General features: G+C 70.4%; 17 protein-coding genes. 3 read left to right on the plus strand and 14 right to left on the minus strand.

What is annotated here, in order from left to right:
• Positions 1 to 16 precede the first annotated feature (16 nt).
• A complete protein-coding gene (locus tag BIV23_RS53920) occupies positions 17 to 277 on the plus strand; it encodes a response regulator (protein WP_079173122.1) in 261 nt (86 codons plus the stop codon).
• Here the strand turns inward: BIV23_RS53920 and hisS are convergent.
• Positions 274 to 1,536: a histidine--tRNA ligase gene (hisS, locus tag BIV23_RS12960; protein ID WP_071380960.1), complete on the minus strand. Its 1,263-nt coding sequence runs from the start codon at positions 1,534 to 1,536 to the stop codon at positions 274 to 276. The two genes, BIV23_RS53920 and hisS, sit on opposite strands and share 4 nt — an antisense overlap.
• Positions 1,537 to 1,547: 11 nt before the next feature.
• Entirely contained in the window at positions 1,548 to 2,270 is a 723-nt protein-coding gene (locus BIV23_RS12965) for an MBL fold metallo-hydrolase (RefSeq protein WP_071380961.1), read from the minus strand.
• Positions 2,271 to 2,481: 211 nt separating this feature from the next.
• Here BIV23_RS12965 and BIV23_RS12970 point away from each other — a divergent pair, with 211 nt between their 5' ends.
• Positions 2,482 to 3,276 carry a peptidylprolyl isomerase gene (locus tag BIV23_RS12970; RefSeq protein WP_071380962.1) on the plus strand — a complete coding sequence of 265 codons (795 nt, stop codon included), beginning with the start codon at positions 2,482 to 2,484 and terminating at the stop codon, positions 3,274 to 3,276.
• Positions 3,277 to 3,410: 134 nt separating this feature from the next.
• Complete coding sequence (locus BIV23_RS12975) at positions 3,411 to 4,640, plus strand: DUF349 domain-containing protein (protein ID WP_071380963.1); 1,230 nt, start codon at positions 3,411 to 3,413, stop codon at positions 4,638 to 4,640.
• A gap of 116 nt (positions 4,641 to 4,756) precedes the next feature.
• Here the strand turns inward: BIV23_RS12975 and relA are convergent, their stop codons facing one another.
• From relA to BIV23_RS13035, 12 genes are all read right to left on the minus strand, one after another.
• Entirely contained in the window at positions 4,757 to 7,294 is a 2,538-nt protein-coding gene (relA, locus tag BIV23_RS12980; protein WP_071380964.1) for a GTP pyrophosphokinase, read from the minus strand.
• 273 nt (positions 7,295 to 7,567) lie between these two features.
• Complete coding sequence (locus BIV23_RS12985) at positions 7,568 to 8,107, minus strand: adenine phosphoribosyltransferase (RefSeq protein ID WP_071380965.1); 540 nt, start codon at positions 8,105 to 8,107, stop codon at positions 7,568 to 7,570.
• Positions 8,104 to 9,213: a protein translocase subunit SecF gene (gene secF / locus BIV23_RS12990; protein ID WP_071380966.1), complete on the minus strand. Its 1,110-nt coding sequence runs from the start codon at positions 9,211 to 9,213 to the stop codon at positions 8,104 to 8,106. Before secF ends, BIV23_RS12985 begins: the two co-directional genes overlap by 4 nt.
• A gap of 3 nt (positions 9,214 to 9,216) precedes the next feature.
• A complete protein-coding gene (gene secD, locus BIV23_RS12995; protein WP_177239879.1) occupies positions 9,217 to 11,022 on the minus strand; it encodes a protein translocase subunit SecD in 1,806 nt (601 codons plus the stop codon).
• 137 nt (positions 11,023 to 11,159) lie between these two features.
• Entirely contained in the window at positions 11,160 to 11,663 is a 504-nt protein-coding gene (yajC, locus tag BIV23_RS13000) for a preprotein translocase subunit YajC (RefSeq protein WP_071380968.1), read from the minus strand.
• Between the two features lie 230 nt (positions 11,664 to 11,893).
• Complete coding sequence (ruvB, locus tag BIV23_RS13005) at positions 11,894 to 12,964, minus strand: Holliday junction branch migration DNA helicase RuvB (RefSeq protein WP_071380969.1); 1,071 nt, start codon at positions 12,962 to 12,964, stop codon at positions 11,894 to 11,896.
• A 38-nt stretch (positions 12,965 to 13,002) separates the two neighbouring features.
• Positions 13,003 to 13,608 (minus strand): Holliday junction branch migration protein RuvA, encoded by a 606-nt coding sequence (gene ruvA / locus BIV23_RS13010; protein WP_071380970.1) that lies wholly within the window; start codon positions 13,606 to 13,608, stop codon positions 13,003 to 13,005.
• Positions 13,605 to 14,159, minus strand: coding sequence for a crossover junction endodeoxyribonuclease RuvC (gene ruvC / locus BIV23_RS13015; RefSeq protein WP_071380971.1), 555 nt, complete (start codon positions 14,157 to 14,159; stop codon positions 13,605 to 13,607). Before ruvC ends, ruvA begins: the two co-directional genes overlap by 4 nt.
• A 155-nt stretch (positions 14,160 to 14,314) precedes the next feature.
• Complete coding sequence (locus BIV23_RS13020) at positions 14,315 to 15,067, minus strand: YebC/PmpR family DNA-binding transcriptional regulator (protein ID WP_071380972.1); 753 nt, start codon at positions 15,065 to 15,067, stop codon at positions 14,315 to 14,317.
• 48 nt (positions 15,068 to 15,115) lie between these two features.
• A complete protein-coding gene (pdxT, locus tag BIV23_RS13025; protein WP_071380973.1) occupies positions 15,116 to 15,721 on the minus strand; it encodes a pyridoxal 5'-phosphate synthase glutaminase subunit PdxT in 606 nt (201 codons plus the stop codon).
• A gap of 13 nt (positions 15,722 to 15,734) precedes the next feature.
• On the minus strand, positions 15,735 to 16,640 hold the full coding sequence (pdxS, locus tag BIV23_RS13030; RefSeq protein WP_071378264.1) for a pyridoxal 5'-phosphate synthase lyase subunit PdxS: 906 nt from the start codon (positions 16,638 to 16,640) through the stop codon (positions 15,735 to 15,737).
• A 126-nt stretch (positions 16,641 to 16,766) separates the two neighbouring features.
• Positions 16,767 to 17,309 carry a LemA family protein gene (locus tag BIV23_RS13035; RefSeq protein ID WP_071380974.1) on the minus strand — a complete coding sequence of 181 codons (543 nt, stop codon included), beginning with the start codon at positions 17,307 to 17,309 and terminating at the stop codon, positions 16,767 to 16,769.
• Positions 17,310 to 17,359: the final 50 nt, after the last annotated feature.

Raw genomic sequence — 17,359 nt, forward strand, 5'->3', positions numbered from 1 at the left:
GGAGGGGCCGCGGGCCATGCTCAGCGCCGAACCGGACCGGGAGGTGGTCGGCGACGCGGCGAGCGGAGCGCGGGCGGAGGCACTGGCGGCGGAACCGCGCCCGGACATCGTGCTCATGGACCTGCGCATGCCGGACCGCTCCGGTGCGGAGCCGCTCGTACGGTGGTGGCCGACCGGACGGCGGCGGCGATCCGCGCGCTGCGGCACGGCCTGCTGGAGCAGTGAAGCGAGAGGGGCGCCGGAGATATCTCCGGCGCCCCTCTCACCGTTCGACTAGCCGAGCCGGGACCGCAGTTCGGCCAGGATCGCGTCCACGGCGATCGCCGTCTGCTCGCCGGACTCCATGTCCTTGAGCTGGACGACGCCCTCGGCGAGGTCGCGCTCGCCGGCGACGAGGGCGTAGCGGGCGCCGCTGCGGTTGGCGCTCTTCATGGCGCCCTTCAGGCCTTTGCCGCCGTACGAGAAGTCCGCGGAGATGCCGGCCTTGCGCAGCTCGGTGACCTTCGCGAACAGCAGCCGGCGGGCCTCCTCGCCGAGCGGGACGGCGTAGACCGACGTGGTGGATGGCAGGGCCAGCTCCACGCCCTCCGCCTCCAGGGCGAGGACCGTGCGGTCGACGCCCAGGGCCCAGCCGACCGAGGGCAGCTCGGGGCCGCCGATCATCTCGGACAGACCGTCGTAGCGGCCGCCGCCGCCCACCGCGGATTGCGAGCCCAGACCGTCGTGCACGAACTCGAACGTGGTGCGGGTGTAGTAGTCCAGGCCGCGCACCAGCTTCGGGTCGTCCTCGAAGGCCACGCCCGCGTCGGTCAGCAGTTCGCGGACTTCCTCGTGGTACGCCTTGCAGGCGTCGCAGAGGTAGTCGCGCAGCAGCGGGGCGCCCGTGAGCTGCTTCTGGACCGACTCGCGCTTGTCGTCGAGGACGCGCAGCGGGTTGATCTCCGCGCGGTGCAGGGTGTCCTCGTCGAGGTCCAGGCCGCGCAGGAAGTCCTGGAGCGCGCTCCGGTACACCGGTCGGCACTCCTTGTCGCCCAGGCTGTTCAGCAGGATGCGGAAGTTGCTGAGGCCCAGCGAGCGGTACGCCTGGTCGGCGAGGATGATCAGCTCGGCGTCCAGCGCCGCGTCCTCGGCGCCGATCGCCTCGGCGCCGACCTGCGAGAAGTGCCGGTAACGGCCCTTCTGGGGGCGCTCGTAGCGGTACTGCGAGCCCGAGTACCAGACCTTCACCGGGAGGTTGCCCGTCTTGTACAGGTTGGCCTCCAGCACCGCGCGCAGCACGGGAGCGGTCGTCTCCGGACGCAGGGCCAGCTTGTCGCCGCCCTTGGTCTCGAAGGCGTACATCTCCTTCGTCACGATGTCGGTCGACTCGCCGACGCCGCGCGCGAACAGCTCCACGTTCTCGAAGCCGGGCGTCTCGATGTAGCCGTAGCCGGAGTTCCTGAGCGGTGCGGCGATCGCCTCGCGGACGGCCAGGAACTTGGCGCTGTCCGGCGGCAGCAGGTCGTACGTGCCCTTGGGGGCCTTGAAAGTGCTCACGGAAATTCTCGTCACATTCCTCGTCGGGGAGCGGTGTTCGGATCCACGCGGTGATCTGAACGGTCCGCCGCCAGCTGCCGCAGATACGGGTTGGCGGCGCGCTCCTGGCCGATGGTCGTCTGGGGGCCGTGGCCGGACAGCACCACGGTGGAGTCGTCGAGGGGCAGGCACACGCGGGCCAGCGACTCGAGCATGTCCGCCATGGATCCGCCCGGCAGGTCGGTGCGTCCGACGGAGCCGGCGAACAGCAGATCCCCGGAGAAGAACACCGACGGGATGTCAGCGGTCTCGGGCATCCGGAAGGTCACCGACCCCTTGGTATGGCCCGGCGCGTGCGCGACGGAGAACTCCATTCCGGCCAGGTCGAGGGTGGTGCCGTTGGCCAGCTCGCGGACGTCGTCCGGCTCCCCCACGGTCAGCTCGCCCATCAGCGGCATGCCGATGGACCGGCCGAGCGCCTTCTCGGGGTCGCTCATCATGAACCGGTCCTCGGGGTGGATCCAGGCCGGTACGTCGTGGGCCCCGCAGACAGGGACGACCGAGGCCACGTGATCGATGTGGCCGTGGGTGAGGACGACGGCGACGGGCTTGAGCCGATGCTTCTTCAGTGCTTCCTCGACGCCTTCGGCGGCCTGGTGGCCCGGGTCGATGATCACGCACTCCTCACCGGGGGCGGGGGCGACGAGATAACAGTTCGTCCCCCAGGCCCCGGCGGGGAACCCGGCAATGAGCACGATCGTCCTTCGTTGTGTCGATGGGGTACGGCTTGCGGACGGCTCGCGGGAGGCTTGCCGGCGGCGTCAACCGCAGTCAGAGCCTACCGGCGCTGCCGATTCCTCAGCGAACCCATATACGGTACGGGGCTACACGCGGCGGTCGGCCCACGAGAGTCACGCAGCCGCACGCGTACCGGTCGACACACGACACGCATGAGGAGAGAACCCGGTGGTCAGCCAGGAGCAGCGGCGGCGTCAGCTCGCCCGGGAGAAGTTCTTGCGGCAGCAGCAGCGGCGCACCCAGGCGCGCCGCAAGGCTCGTATGCGCAACACCGTGATCGCCTCCGTACTCACGGTGGCCGTCCTGGGCGCTGGTGGCGCGTACGCCGCCGGGGCCTTCAAGAGCGACGACAAGAAGGACACGTCGGCGGCCTCCACGGCGAGCCCGAGCCCGAGCGTCTCCTCCACGGAGAAGCCCGAGCCGAAGATGGCCATCGACGCGAAGGCCACGTACACGATGACGATCAAGACGAACCAGGGCGATGTGAACATCGCCATGGACGCGGCCAAGACGCCGCACACCGTCAATTCGTTCAAGTACCTCGCCGACAAGGGCTTCTTCAACAACACGAAGTGTCATCGGCTCACCACCGAGGGCATCTACGTGCTGCAGTGCGGCGACCCCCAGGGCACCGGCGCGGGCGGCCCCGGCTACACGATCCCGGACGAGAACCTGAACGGGCTCGGCAAGGCCGGCTCGGACGGCTCGGTCACGTACCCGGCCGGAACCGTGGCGATGGCGAACACCGGTCAGCCCCACACCGGCGGCAGCCAGTTCTTCCTCGTCTACAAGGACAGCAAGCTGCCTCCGTCGTACACGCCGTTCGGCAAGATGGACGCGGCCGGACTGAAGGCCGTCGAGGACATCGCCAAGAACGGTGTGGCCTCCGGCGGTCAGAGCCCGAGCGACGGTGCTCCGAAGAAGACCGTGAAGGTCCAGACCGTGACGGTGAAGAAGGACTGACCTGTCGGCTGCCAAATTTCGGTCGCGCTGGATGCGGACAGCATCCCCGCCGGTCGCCTATGTTGGCCGTGACGAAACTGTGGACGATGCCCGGGGCCCGAACCCCCCGCCAGGCATCATGTGGAGGAGGCGCTGTGAGCAGCGACCCGTGGGGCCGCGTCGACGAGACGGGGACCGTGTACGTGCGTACGGCCGACGGCGAGCAGGTCGTCGGTTCCTGGGCGGCAGGCTCCCCTGAGGAGGCGCTTGCCTACTTCGAGCGCAAGTACGAGGGCCTGGTTGTCGAGATCGGCCTCCTCGAGAAGCGAGTGCAGACCACCGACCTGTCGGCGAAGGACGCCCAGACCGCGATCGACCACCTGCGCGAGCAGGTGGACGCGCACCACGCGGTCGGCGACCTGGCCGCCCTGCGCGAGCGGCTGGACAAGCTCGTGAAGACCGTCGAGTCGCGTCGCGAGGAGCGCAAGCAGCAGCGTGCCAAGCAGTCCGACGAGGCCCGCAAGGCCAAGGAGGACCTGGTCGTCGAGGCGGAGCAGCTGGCACAGTCCGACCAGTGGCGGGCCGCCGGTGAGCGGCTGCGGTCCCTGGTGGACACCTGGAAGGGCCTGCCGCGTCTGGACCGCAAGTCCGACGACGAGCTGTGGCATCGCTTCTCGCACGCGCGGTCGGCGTTCTCCAAGCGGCGCAAGGCGCACTTCGCGCAGCTGGACGCGCAGCGCGAGGAGGCCCGCCAGACCAAGGAACGGCTGGTCGCCGAGGCCGAGGCGCTGTCGGGGTCGACGGACTGGGGTCCGACGGCGGCCCGCTACCGCGAGCTGATGGCGGAGTGGAAGGCCGCGGGCCGCGCCCAGCGCGAGCACGAGGACGACCTGTGGAACCGCTTCCGCGGCGCCCAGGACGTCTTCTTCGCCGCCCGCAGCTCGGTGTTCGCCGAGCGGGACGCGGAGCAGTCCGAGAACCTGAAGCTGAAGGAGGAGCTGGCCGGGGAGGCCGAGAAGCTCCTGCCGATCGGCGACCTGAAGTCCGTGCGGGCCGCGTTCCGCTCGATCAACGAGCGCTGGGAGGCCATCGGCCATGTCCCGCGGGACGCGCGGCCGAAGGTCGAGGGCCGGATGCACGCCGTCGAGCGGGCGATCCAGGACGCCGAGGAGACCGAGTGGCGCCGGACGAACCCGGAGGCACGCGCGCGTGCCGCGGGGCTGACCGGTCAGCTCCAGGCCGCCGTCGACAAGCTGAAGGCGCAGATCGAGCAGGCCCGCGCCCAGGGCAACAGCTCCAAGGCCGACAAGCTGGAGCGTGAGCTGGAGGGCCGCCAGGCGCTCCTGGACCAGGCCCTGAAGGGCCTCCAGGAGTTCGGCGGCTGAATCCCCGCTGCTTAACGTGAAAGGGCCCCGTACGCGCGTACGGGGCCCTTTCGTCTGTCGGTGAATCCGCAAACCCGCGAATTCGTGAATCCGTGATCGTGACGACGACCGGCCGGCTACGACCTGCTGCGTCCCGACGTCACGCGGTACACGTCGTACACGCCCTCCACGCCCCGTACGGCCTTCAGGACGTGGCCGAGGTGCTTCGGGTCGCCCATCTCGAAGGTGAACCGGGAGGTGGCCACCCGGTCGCGGGAGGTCTGGACGGCCGCGGAGAGGATGTTGACGTGCTGGTCGGACAGGACGCGCGTGACGTCCGACAGCAGCCGGGAGCGGTCCAGTGCCTCGACCTGTATGGCGACCAGGAACACCGAGGACTGGGTGGGCGCCCACTCGACGTCGAGGATGCGCTCCGGTTCACGCGAGAGCGACTCGACGTTGACGCAGTCGCTGCGGTGCACCGATACGCCGCTGCCGCGCGTGACGAAGCCGATGATCGGGTCGCCGGGCACGGGGGTGCAGCAGCGGGCCAGCTTGACCCACACGTCGTCGACGCCCTTGACGACGACACCCGGGTCGGCGCTGGAGCGGCGCTTGCGGCCGCGGCTGCGGGACGGCGGGACCGCCTCGTCGATCTCCTCGGTGGCCGCCTCCTCGCCGCCGAGGGCCTGGACGAGCTTCTGCACGATGTTCTGCGCGGAGACATGCCCCTCGCCGATGGCCGCGTACAGCGCGGAGATGTCGGAGTAGCGCATCTCGTGCGCGAGCGTGACCAGGGAGTCGCCGGTGAGGATGCGCTGGATCGGCAGGTTCTGCTTGCGCATCGCCCGGACGATGGCGTCCTTGCCCTGCTCGATCGCCTCGTCCCGGCGCTCCTTGGAGAACCAGGCGCGGATCTTGTTGCGGGCGCGGGGCGACTTGACGAAGCCCAGCCAGTCGCGGGACGGCGCGGCGCCCGGTGCCTTGGAGGTGAAGACCTCCACCAAGTCGCCGTTGTCCAGAGTGGATTCGAGCGGTACGAGCCTGCCGTTGACCCGTGCTCCTATGGTGCGGTGGCCGACCTCGGTGTGGACGGCGTACGCGAAGTCGACCGGGGTGGCCCCGGCCGGGAGCGCTATGACGTCGCCCTTGGGGGTGAAGACGAAGACCTCGTTGCGGGACAGGTCGAAGCGCAGGGACTCCAGGAACTCGCCGGGGTCCTCGGTCTCCTTCTGCCAGTCCAGCAACTGCCGCAGCCACGCCATGTCGTTGAGGTGGTCGTCCTTGCCCTTGCCGGCCTTGGGCACGTCGGTGCGCACCTTGGAGGCGCCGGCCACGGCCTCCTGCTTGTACTTCCAGTGCGCGGCGATGCCGTACTCGGCGCGGCGGTGCATGTCGAAGGTGCGGATCTGCAGCTCGACCGGCTTGCCGTTGGGTCCGATGACCGTCGTGTGCAGCGACTGGTACATGTTGAACTTGGGCATCGCGATGTAGTCCTTGAACCGGCCCGGGACCGGGTTCCATCGCGCGTGCACGGTGCCGAGGGCCGCGTAGCAGTCGCGGACCGTGTCGACCAGGACACGAATGCCCACCAGGTCGTAGATCTCCGCGAAGTCACGGCCGCGGACGATCATCTTCTGGTAGACGCTGTAGTAGTGCTTCGGGCGGCCGGTGACGGTCGCCTTGATGCGGGCGGCGCGCAGGTCGGCCTGGACCTCGTCGGTCACTATCGCGAGGTATTCGTCGCGCTTCGGCGCCCGCTCGGCCACCAGACGCACGATCTCGTCGTACATCTTGGGGTAGAGGATCGCGAACGCGAGGTCCTCCAGCTCCCACTTGATGGTGTTCATGCCGAGGCGATGGGCGAGCGGAGCGTAGATCTCCAGCGTCTCGCGCGCCTTCTTCTCCTGCTTCTCGCGCTTGAGGTAGCGCATGGTGCGCATGTTGTGCAGGCGGTCGGCGAGCTTGATGACCAGGACGCGCGGGTCCTTGGCCATCGCCACGACCATCTTGCGCACGGTCTCGGCCTGCGCGGCCTCGCCGAACTTGACCTTGTCCAGCTTGGTGACGCCGTCGACGAGCAGCGTGACCACGTCGCCGAAGTCGCGGCGCAGGTCCTCCAGGCCGTACTCGGTGTCCTCAACGGTGTCGTGCAGCAGGCCGGCCATCAGCGTGGCCGGGTCCATGCCCAGCTCCGCGAGGATCGTGGTCACGGCGAGGGGGTGCGTGATGTACGGGTCGCCGCTCTTGCGCTTCTGGCCGCGGTGCCAACGCTCGGCGACCTGGTAGGCGCGCTCGATCTGCCGGAGTGTGGCGTTCTCGATCTTGGGGTCGTTGCTGCGCACTATCCGCAGCAGCGGCTCCAGGACCGGGTTGTACGGGTTGGCGCGCTGGACGCCGAGGCGGGCCAGGCGGGCGCGGACGCGGTTGGAGGAGCCGGTGCGCGCGCTCTGCACGGCGGGCTGGCGCACCACGGGCGGCTGCACCGGACGCTCGGGCGGGGCCGGCTTGGGACGGGTGGCCTCGGCAGCCTTCTCGACGGGCGCGGACTGGGCGTGCTCGATCGGCCCGCGGGTGTCGTTCTTCGCGTCGGACGCGTGCGGCGCGGGCTTGGCCGCGGGCGCCGAGGCGGGCTCGGGCTTGGCGGCGGTCAGTGGCTGGGCCTCGTCTGGCAAGAGGACTCCTCGTGCGCGATCCGGGTCCCCCGGTCAGGCTCCGGAGACCCCATGGTAGCGATCCTGCGGCTGGTCATCGCCTTCAGTCGGCTGTGAGGACCGTCTACCAGGCAAACAACGGAGGCCGGCGCTGGATTCCGGGAGGTGGATCGCGGGTGTGCGGGGGGCGTGCGCAGGGTGACCGGAACGTGGTCGTCGCGGGCGCCCGCCGCATGCGTACGGCCGTCCCGGAGCGGTGCCGGGACGGCCGTACGACGAACGGGGCAGGGCCTGTCAGACCTGGAGCAGTGCCTCCAGCGGGGCCCCCGCGAGCGTCGGCGCCAGGCGGGCGCGGGCGCCGAGGAAGCCCAGCTCCATGAGGACCGCCAGACCCGAGACCTGGGCGCCGGCCCGCTGGATGAGGTGGATCGCCGCCTCCGCCGTACCGCCGGTCGCGAGGACGTCGTCCACGATCAGGACGCGGTCGCCGGCGGTCAGGTCCTCGGCGTGCACCTCGATCTCGGCCGAGCCGTACTCCAGGTCGTAGGCCTGGCGCAGGGTCGCGCCGGGCAGCTTGCCCGCCTTGCGGACCGGGATGAAGCCGAGGCCCGCGCGGACGGCGACCGGGGCGCCGAGGATGAAGCCCCGGGCCTCCAGGCCGACGATCTTGGTCGCGCCGGTGTCGGCCGCGATCTCGGCCAGCGCGTCCGTGAGCGCCGTGAAGGCGGCCGGGTCCGCGAGGAGCGGTGTGATGTCCTTGAACATCACGCCCGGCTCGGGGTAGTCGGCGACGTCGCGGATACGGCTGAGCAGCAGTTCCTGAATGTCGGTCATCGTCGCTTCCCGGAGGATCGGCCGCGGCCGCGGGTGCGGGACGCGGGCTGGTTGCGGGGACCCACGACGGCCGGGGTGTCCTCGGAGTCGTCGTCCGCCCCGGCGGCGCGGTCGGCCGCGAGGTCCTCCTCGGCGGCGGCCTGGGCGCGCTTGGCCAGGACCCGCTTCCTGAGGGCCTTCATCGCGGGCTCGCGCTCCTTGAGGTCGGCGACGAGCGGCGTGGCGATGAAGATCGAGGAGTAGGCACCGGCCGCGAGGCCGACGAACAGCGACAGCGAGATGTCGTTGAGGTCACCGGCGCCGAGGAAGCCGCCACCGATGAACAGCAGGCCGGCGACCGGCAGCAGGGCGACGACCGTGGTGTTGACGGAGCGGACCAGGGTGCCGTTGATCGACTGGTTGGCGATGTCGCTGTAGGTGAAGCGGGTCTGCTTGGTGATGTCCTTCGTCTGCTCCTTGAGGCTGTCGAAGACGACGACCGTGTCGTAGAGCGAGTAACCGAGGATGGTGAGCAGACCGATGACCGTGCCGGGCGAGACCTGGAAGCCGACGAGGGCGTAGATGCCGGTCGTGATGGTGATGTCGTGGATCAGCGCGACGAGGGCCGCGACCGCCATGCGCCACTCGAAGGCGATCGCCAGGTAGATCACCACGAGCACCATGAAGATCGCCAGGCCCTCCCAGGCCTTGTTGGCGATCTCCTGGCCCCAGCTCGGGCCGACCAGGTCGGCGGCGAGCTTCTCGGGGTTGATCTTCAGGTCGTCGGCCAGCTTCGTCTTGATCTGGTCGGCCTTGCCGGTGTCGATGCCGGCGACCTGGATGCGCAGGCTGCCGTTGCCGAGCTTCTGGACGACGGCTTCCCGCCCGGAGGCGTCATGGGCGTACGTCTCCGCCTGGGCGACGGACGTGCTCATCCCGGTCGGCGTGGTGAAGACCGCGCCGCCCTGGAAGTCGATGCTCATGTTCAGCCCGCGCACCGCCAGGCCGAGGATGGCCGTGATGGTGATCAGGATGGAGACGCCGTACCAGATCTTGCGCTTGCCGACGAAGTCGTACGAGATCTCGCCGCGGTGCAGTCGAGCGCCGAGGTTACCGAGTTTCGACATCGCTCAGGCCTCCTTCGGGTCGACAGAGCCGGCGGCGGGACCGGCGGGACGGCGGGTACGGCGCAGGGGCGGCTTGGCCCCCAGGCCCTTGGGGTCGAGACCGGACCACTTGTGACCGCTCGCGAAGAACGTGCGGCGTGCGAGGAGCGTCATCAGCGGCTTGGTGAAGAAGAAGACCACCACGACGTCGAGCACGGTGGTCAGGCCGAGCGTGAAGGCGAAGCCCTGCACCTTGCCGACGGTGACGATGAACAGGACGGCGGCGGCGAGGAACGACACGAAGTCGGAGACGAGGATGGTGCGCCGGGCGCGCGGCCAGGCCCGCTCGACGGCGGGGCGCAGCGAGCGGCCCTCGCGGATCTCGTCCCGGATGCGTTCGAAGAACACGATGAACGAGTCGGCGGTGATACCGATGGCGACGATGGCACCGCAGACGGCCGGCAGGTTCAGCGCGAAGTGGATGGCCGGGCCGAGCAGCGACATGATCACGTAGGTGAGGATCGCGGAGACCAGCAGCGAGGCCATCGCGACGAGCGACAGACCGCGGTAGTAGACCACCAGGTAGAGCACGACCAGCGCGAGACCGATCGCACCGGCGAGCAGACCGGCGTGCAGCTGCTCACCGCCGAGGGCGGCGGTGACGGTCGTGACCGACTGCTCCTGGAAGGACAGCGGCAGGGCGCCGTAGGACAGCATGTTGGCGAGGCTCTGGGCCTCCTGCTGGGTGAAGCTGCCGGAGATCTCCGCCTGGCCGCCGGTGATGGCCGACTGCACGAACGGGCTGGAGACGACGTCGCCGTCCAGCACGATGGCGAACTCGTTCTGCGGGGACTGGTTCTTGGCCAGCGTGCCGGTGACGTTCGCGAACTTCTTGGAACCGCTGGAGGTGAAGGTCATCTGCACCTGCCAGCCGGAGGCGCCCTGGGTGTCGAAGACGGCCTGCGCCTTCGAGACCTCGGTGCCGTCCACGGCGACCGGGCCGAGCACGTACTTGTACCAGGTGCCGCGGATCTGGCCGCAGGCCAGAGTGGGGTCGCCCGGCTTGGCGTTCTTGCCGGCGTTGGCGCGGTCCGCGGGCTTGGTGCAGTTCAGCGCCGCGTACCGGGCCTGGAGCTTGGCGGCGTCCGCGGCGGCGCCGCTCGCCGAGGCGGAGGGGGTGGCCGAGGGAGTGGCCGACGCCTTGGGGCTGCCGGAGGCGGACGTGCTGGGCGGGGGAGTGGAGCCGGCCTTCAGCGCGTCGGTGACGGCGCGGCCCTGGGAGGTCGCGGAGGACGTCGGGGACGCGGAGGAGCCGGAGGAGGCCTTCTCCTTCGACGAGGAGCTCGCGGAGGGGCTGGCGCTCGCGCCCGGCTTCGGCGAGGAGCCGCCGCTGGAGGACGTGCTCGGCGAGGGGCTCGGCGTGGCGGCGCTGGGCTCGCTGGCCAGGACCGGCCGGAAGTACAGCTTGGCCGTGGTGCCGACCTGCTGCTGGGCCTCCTTGGAGTTGGTGCCCTTGGGGATGTTGACGATGATGTTGTCGTTCCCCTGGGTCTGCACCTCCGCTTCGGAGACGCCGAGGCCGTTGACGCGGCGGTTCATGATGTCGACCGCGGTGTCCATATTGGCCTTGTTGATCGCGGACCCCTGGTCGGCCTTCGCCTTGAGCGTGATGCTCGTACCACCGGCGAGGTCGATGCCGAGACGCGGAGTGGTGTTCCCGGACAGGAACATGCCTCCGGTGAGCGCCACGATGGCGATCAGGATGAGGGCCAGCGAGCGCCCTGGCTTGCTCTGGGCGCTCGCGCTCCGGCCCCTCTTAGGTGCTGCCACCTTCTCGTACTCCCTCTCGGGCCGTCCCGCGCCCGGTCGGCGCGGTCGGCCATGACATGGTGTCGGGCTCCCGTGAAACAGACGCGCCCGGTGGTGCGCGGCGTGACTATGCCGTGTGGCGCACCACCGGGGCGTGACTACTTCGCGTCGGAGTCGCCGTCGGTCTTCTTCGGCTCGTCGTCGGCCTTGGCCTCGGCGGCCTCGGCCGCCTCGGTGCCTTCCTCGGCAACGTCCTTCTTACCGAGGTCGACGGCCTTGTCGTCGGAGGCGGCGGCAGCGGGCGAGTCGGCCTCGTCGGTCTCGGTGAGAGAGGACACGTCGTCCGGGACGATGTCGGCGTCGGACTTCAGGTCGTGCTCGATGCCGTGGACGATGCGGTTGTACTCGTCGTCGGTGAGGACGGCGCCGATCGCGTTCTTGGCGAAGAGGAGCTCGACACCGGGACCGGCGTCGAGGAGGACCGTGTCCTCATGGACCTCCTTGACCGTCGCGTACATCCCCCCGATCGTGCGGACACCGGAGCCGGGCTGCATCTCGTTCCGCATGCTGGCGGCCTGCTGCTGCTTCTTCTTGGCCGAACGTGTCATCAGGAACATGGCCGCGATGAGCACGATGAAAGGGAGAAGGGTAAAGGCATTCACGGGACGGAATTTCCTTCGCGCGACCGCGACGGAGAGCGGCCTGTTGACGGGGGTGTGGTCGGCGCCACCCACAAGGGCGGCATCGGCGGAGTCTAAGCGAGTCCGCGTGCATGGAACAACGCTCAGCATGGCACCTGGGTTCCTGCCACGGCCACAATGCCCTCGCCGTGCTCCCGCCGTCACCGAGTGCACAGCCCCTACGGCGCCCCGGCGGCGCCGTCAGCGGGGCGTCAGGTCCCGAACAGGTCCTGTTGTCCCTTTCCCCCGGCCGGCCCGCGCGGCGGGGTCAGGCCGAGGTGCGCCCAGGCGGCGGGCGTGGCGACCCGGCCGCGCGGGGTGCGGGCGAGCAGACCCTCCCGGACCAGGAACGGCTCGGCGACCTCTTCGACGGTCTCCCGCTCCTCCCCCACCGCGACGGCGAGGGTGGACAGCCCGACCGGGCCGCCGCCGAACAGCTTCAGCAGGGCTTCGAGCACGGCGCGGTCCAGCCGGTCGAGGCCGCGCGCGTCGACCTCGTACACGGCGAGGGCGGCCCCGGCGATCTCCCGCGTGATCAGGCCGTCCGCCTTGACCTGGGCGTAGTCGCGGACGCGGCGCAGCAGGCGGTTGGCGATGCGGGGCGTCCCGCGGGAGCGCCCGGCGATCTCGGCGGCGCCGTCCGGCTCGATCTCCACGTCGAGCAGACCGGCCGAGCGGTGCACGACGCGCTCCAGCTCGCGCGGCTCGTAGAACTCCATGTGCGCGGTGAAACCGAAGCGGTCGCGCAGCGGGGGCGGCAGCAGGCCCGCGCGCGTGGTGGCGCCGACCAGGGTGAAGGGGGGCAGTTCGAGCGGGATGGCGGTGGCGCCGGGGCCCTTGCCGACGATGACGTCGACGCGGAAGTCCTCCATCGCCATGTAGAGCATCTCCTCGGCGGGCCGGGACATGCGGTGGATCTCGTCGAGGAAGAGGACCTCGCCCTCCTGGAGGGAGGAGAGGATCGCCGCGAGGTCGCCGGCATGCTGGATGGCGGGACCCGAGGTGATGCGGATGGGGGCGCCCATCTCGGCCGCGATGATCATCGACAGCGTGGTCTTGCCGAGGCCGGGCGCGCCGGAGAGCAGCACGTGGTCGGCGGTGGCTCCACGCGCGCGTGCGGCGCGCAGCACGAGGTCGAGCTGTTCGCGGACCTTCTCCTGGCCGATGAACTCACCGAGGTCCTTCGGGCGCAGGGCGGCCTCGACGGCCTGGTCCTCCCCGTCGGCGGACGCACCGACCAGCCGCTCGGGGGCGGGGGTGTCGGTGGTGTCGTCCCAGTTCATATGCGTGTGCCTCGATCGTCGTGGGTCGGCGCCGTGGGTCAGCGGGCGCGGTTCAGGGTCTGGAGGGCGGACTTCAGCAGCAGGCCGACCTGCGGGGCGCCGCCCGCGGCCTCGGCCTGCGGGGCCACGGCGGCGACGGCCTCGTCGGCCTCGCGGGTGGCGTAGCCGAGGCCGATGAGGGCCGCGTGCAGCTGGTCGCGCCAGCCCTGGGTGACCGGCGCGCCGACCGCGGGGGCGCCGATCGGCTCGCCGAGCCGGTCCTTCAGCTCCAGCAACAGCTTCTGCGCGCCCTTCTTGCCGATGCCGGGGACGGCGGTCAGGGCCTTCTCGTCACCGGTGGCCACGGCACGGCGCAGCGCGTCCGGGGTGTGCACGGCGAGCATCGCCTGGGCCAGCCGCGGGCCGACACCGCTCGCGGTCTGGAGCAGCTCGAAGACCTGGCGCTCGTCGTCGGCGGCGAAGCCGTACAGGGTCAGCGAGTCCTCGCGGACCACGAGGGAGGTGTGCAGCTTGGCGGGCTGGCCCGTGCGGAGCGTGGACAGGGTGTTCGGCGTGCACTGGACGGCCATACCGACGCCGCCGACCTCGACGACCGCGGCGTCGGGGGCGAGCGCGGCGACCGTGCCGCTGACGAAGGCGATCATGCCGTACGGCCTTTCGTTGCCTGGGTTCTTGGCGCGTGGACGGAGTGGCGGGCGACCGCCTGCTGGAGCCGGTTCTGTGCGGGGGCGCGCCAGATGTGGCAGATGGCGAGCGCGAGGGCGTCGGCGGCGTCGGCCGGCTTCGGCGGCGCGGCGAGCCGGAGCAGTCGGGTGACCATGGCGCCGACCTGCGCCTTGTCGGCCCGTCCGCTGCCGGTGACGGCCGCCTTGACCTCGCTCGGGGTGTGCAGGGCGACGGGGATGCCGCGGCGGGCGGCGCACAGCATGGCGACGGCGCTGGCCTGGGCGGTGCCCATCACGGTGCGCACGTTGTGCTGGCTGAAGACGCGCTCGACGGCGACGCACTCGGGCCGGTACGCGTCCAGCCACTGCTCGATGCCCTCTTCGACGGCGAGCAGCCGGTGGCTCGGATCCGCGTCCGCGGGCGTGCGTACGACGCCCACGCCGGCCATGGTGAGCGGACGGCCCGCGACCCCCTCGACGACGCCGACACCGCACCGGGTCAGCCCGGGGTCCACCCCCAGTACGCGCACCGCGCCCCCTCCCTCCGCCGACTCGATCAGCTGTTTGTGCAGGCTATCGGTTGCCACTGACAACGCCCCGCACCGGCGCCCGGTACGGCGACGGGCCGACGGGGTGTCCCGTCGGCCCGTGAAACCTGCGAGGCCGGTGAAGCCCGCGGCGGCGCTTACGCGTCGACCTTCTCCATGACCTCGTCGCTGACGTCGAAGTTGGCGAAGACGTTCTGCACGTCGTCGCTGTCCTCCAGGGCGTCGATCAGCTTGAAGATCTTCTTGGCGCCCTCCTCGTCCAGCTCGACCTGCATGGTCGGGACGAAGTTGGCCTCGGCGGAGTCGTAGTCGATCCCGGCGTCCTGGAGGGCGGTGCGGACCGCGACCAGGTCGGTGGCCTCGCTGAGCACCTCGAAGGACTCGCCGAGGTCGTTGACCTCCTCGGCGCCCGCGTCCAGCACGGCGCCGAGCACGTCGTCCTCGGTCAGCTCGCCCTTGGGGACGATCACGACACCCTTGCGGTTGAACAGGTACGACACCGAGCCCGGGTCCGCCATGTTGCCGCCGTTGCGGGTCATCGCGACGCGGACGTCCGAGGCGGCGCGGTTACGGTTGTCGGTGAGGCACTCGATGAGCACCGCGACGCCGTTCGGCCCGTACCCCTCGTACATGATCGTCTCGTAGTCGGCGCCGCCGGCCTCGAGACCGCCACCGCGCTTGATCGCGGAGTCGATGTTCTTGTTCGGGACCGACTGCTTCTTCGCCTTCTGGACGGCGTCGTAGAGCGTCGGGTTGCCGTCGAGGTCGACGCCGCCCATGCGAGCGGCGACCTCGATGTTCTTGATCAGCTTCGCGAAGAGCTTGCCGCGCTTGGCGTCGATCACGGCCTTCTTGTGCTTCGTCGTAGCCCATTTAGAGTGGCCGGACATCTGCCTGTCTCCTTCGCGTAACCCTCTACATAACGAACGCCAGAGATCCTACAAGGACTCGGCCGTACGGTTCGCGCGCACCATGTCCACGAACAGGGAGTGCACGCGGTGGTCGCCGGTCAGTTCCGGGTGGAACGACGTGGCGAGCACGTTGCCCTGGCGGACGGCGACGATGTGGCCGTCGTGCTCGGCGAGCACCTCGGCACCGGCGCCCACCGACTCCACCCAGGGAGCGCGGATGAAGACGCCCTCCACAGGATCGCCCGCGATGCCCCGCACGTCGACCGCGGCCTCGAAGGACTCGTTCTGGCGGCCGAAGGCGTTGCGGCGCACGATCATGTCGATGCCGCCGATGGTCTCCTGGCCCGAGCGGGGGTCGAGGATCTTGTCGGCGAGCATGATCATGCCCGCGCAGGTGCCGTAGACGGGCATGCCGTCCCGCACGCGCGCGCGGAGGGGCTCCATCACTCCGAAGAGGACGGCCAGCTTGGAGATGGTGGTGGACTCGCCGCCGGGCAGCACGAGGGCGTCGACCTCGGCGAGTTCCTCGGGGCGCCGCACCGGCCTGGCCACGGCGTCTGCCGCGGCCAGGGCGATGAGGTGCTCCCGTACGTCGCCCTGGAGTGCCAGGACGCCTATGACGGGGGTGTTCATGTGTGTCGGTGCCTTACCAGCCGCGGTTCGCGTAGCGCTCGGCCTCGGGGAGGGTGTCGCAGTTGATGCCGACCATGGCCTCGCCGAGGTTGCGGGAGGCGTCCGCGATGATCTTCGGGTCGTCGTAGAAGGTCGTGGCCTTCACGATGGCGGCGGCGCGCTTGGCCGGGTCGCCGGACTTGAAGATGCCGGAGCCGACGAAGACGCCCTCGGCGCCGAGCTGGCGCATCAGGGCCGCGTCGGCCGGGGTGGCCACGCCGCCGGCGGAGAAGAGGACCACCGGGAGCTTGCCGAGCTCGGCGACCTCCTTGACCAGCTCGAACGGGGCGCGCAGCTCCTTGGCGGCGGCGTAGATCTCGTTGTTGTCGCAGCCGCGCAGCTTGGCGATCTCACCCTTGATCTGGCGCAGGTGGCGGACGGCCTCGACGACGTTGCCGGTGCCGGCCTCGCCCTTGGAGCGGATCATCGCGGCACCCTCGGCGATACGGCGCAGGGCCTCGCCCAGGTTGGTGGCACCACAGACGAACGGCGTCGTGAAGGCCCACTTGTCGGAGTGGTTGACCTCGTCGGCCGGGGTCAGGACCTCGGACTCGTCGATGTAGTCGACACCGAGGGACTGGAGGACCTGGGCCTCGACGAAGTGACCGATGCGGGACTTGGCCATGACCGGGATGGAGACGGCGTCGATGATGCCCTCGATCATGTCCGGGTCGGACATGCGGGCCACGCCGCCGTCCTTGCGGATGTCGGCCGGGACCCGCTCCAGCGCCATGACGGCGACCGCGCCCGCGTCCTCGGCGATCTTCGCCTGCTCCGGCGTGACGACGTCCATGATCACGCCGCCCTTGAGCTGCTCGGCCATGCCGCGCTTCACGCGCGCGGTGCCGGTCTCGGGAGCCTGGTTCTCGGTGGTGGACACGGGTGACCTCACTGAAGGGAAGAGGGTTGCTGCCCCACCGAGGAAACGCGAATGGACCAGGCCACAGCAAGGGCCAATGGGAAGCCGGTGGATCCTTTTGGTTCACCCGGGGTTCAGCCGGCGTGCTCAGGCGTCGCGCTCCACGAGGGCCGCGGGCGGCTCGTCGTCCATCTCGAAGGCCAGTGGGAACGGGGCGTGGCCGGCGAGGCGGAACCAGCGGACCTTGCGGTGTTCGCGGAGCCTGCGCGCGGCGCCCACGGCGTCGTTGTGGAAGCGGCGGGCCATCGGGACCCGGCGCACGGCCTCGGCCAGCTCATGGGCCGCCGCCTCGCCGCCCGGGGCCTCCCGTACGGCCTCCACCTGGGCCGGGTCGGCGAAGACCGCGCGCAGCGCCTGGCTCAGCTCGCTCTCCGCGACCTCGCGCTGCTCCTCCTCGGCCTGCCGGGACGCGTGCGCCGCCTCGTACAGCACGATCGAGGCGGCCGGGTCCAGCACACCGGAGGTGGCCAGCTCCTGGGTCACGGAGGCCCGCCGCAGCAACTGGGCGTCCAGGGCGGCCCGCGCGGCGTCCATCCGCACGTGCAGCCGGTCCAGCCGCCCGGCCGTCCAGCTGAGGTACACGCCGATCGCGACGAGGACGACGAGGATCCAGATGAGGGTTGGGGTCACGCCGGAAGGCTATCGGCTGCGCACCGACGCCCTCGGTGCCCGTCTCCGAC

The organism is Streptomyces monashensis, from assembly GCF_001866665.1.
In the GTDB taxonomy this organism is placed as follows: Bacteria; Actinomycetota; Actinomycetes; order Streptomycetales; family Streptomycetaceae; genus Streptomyces; species Streptomyces monashensis.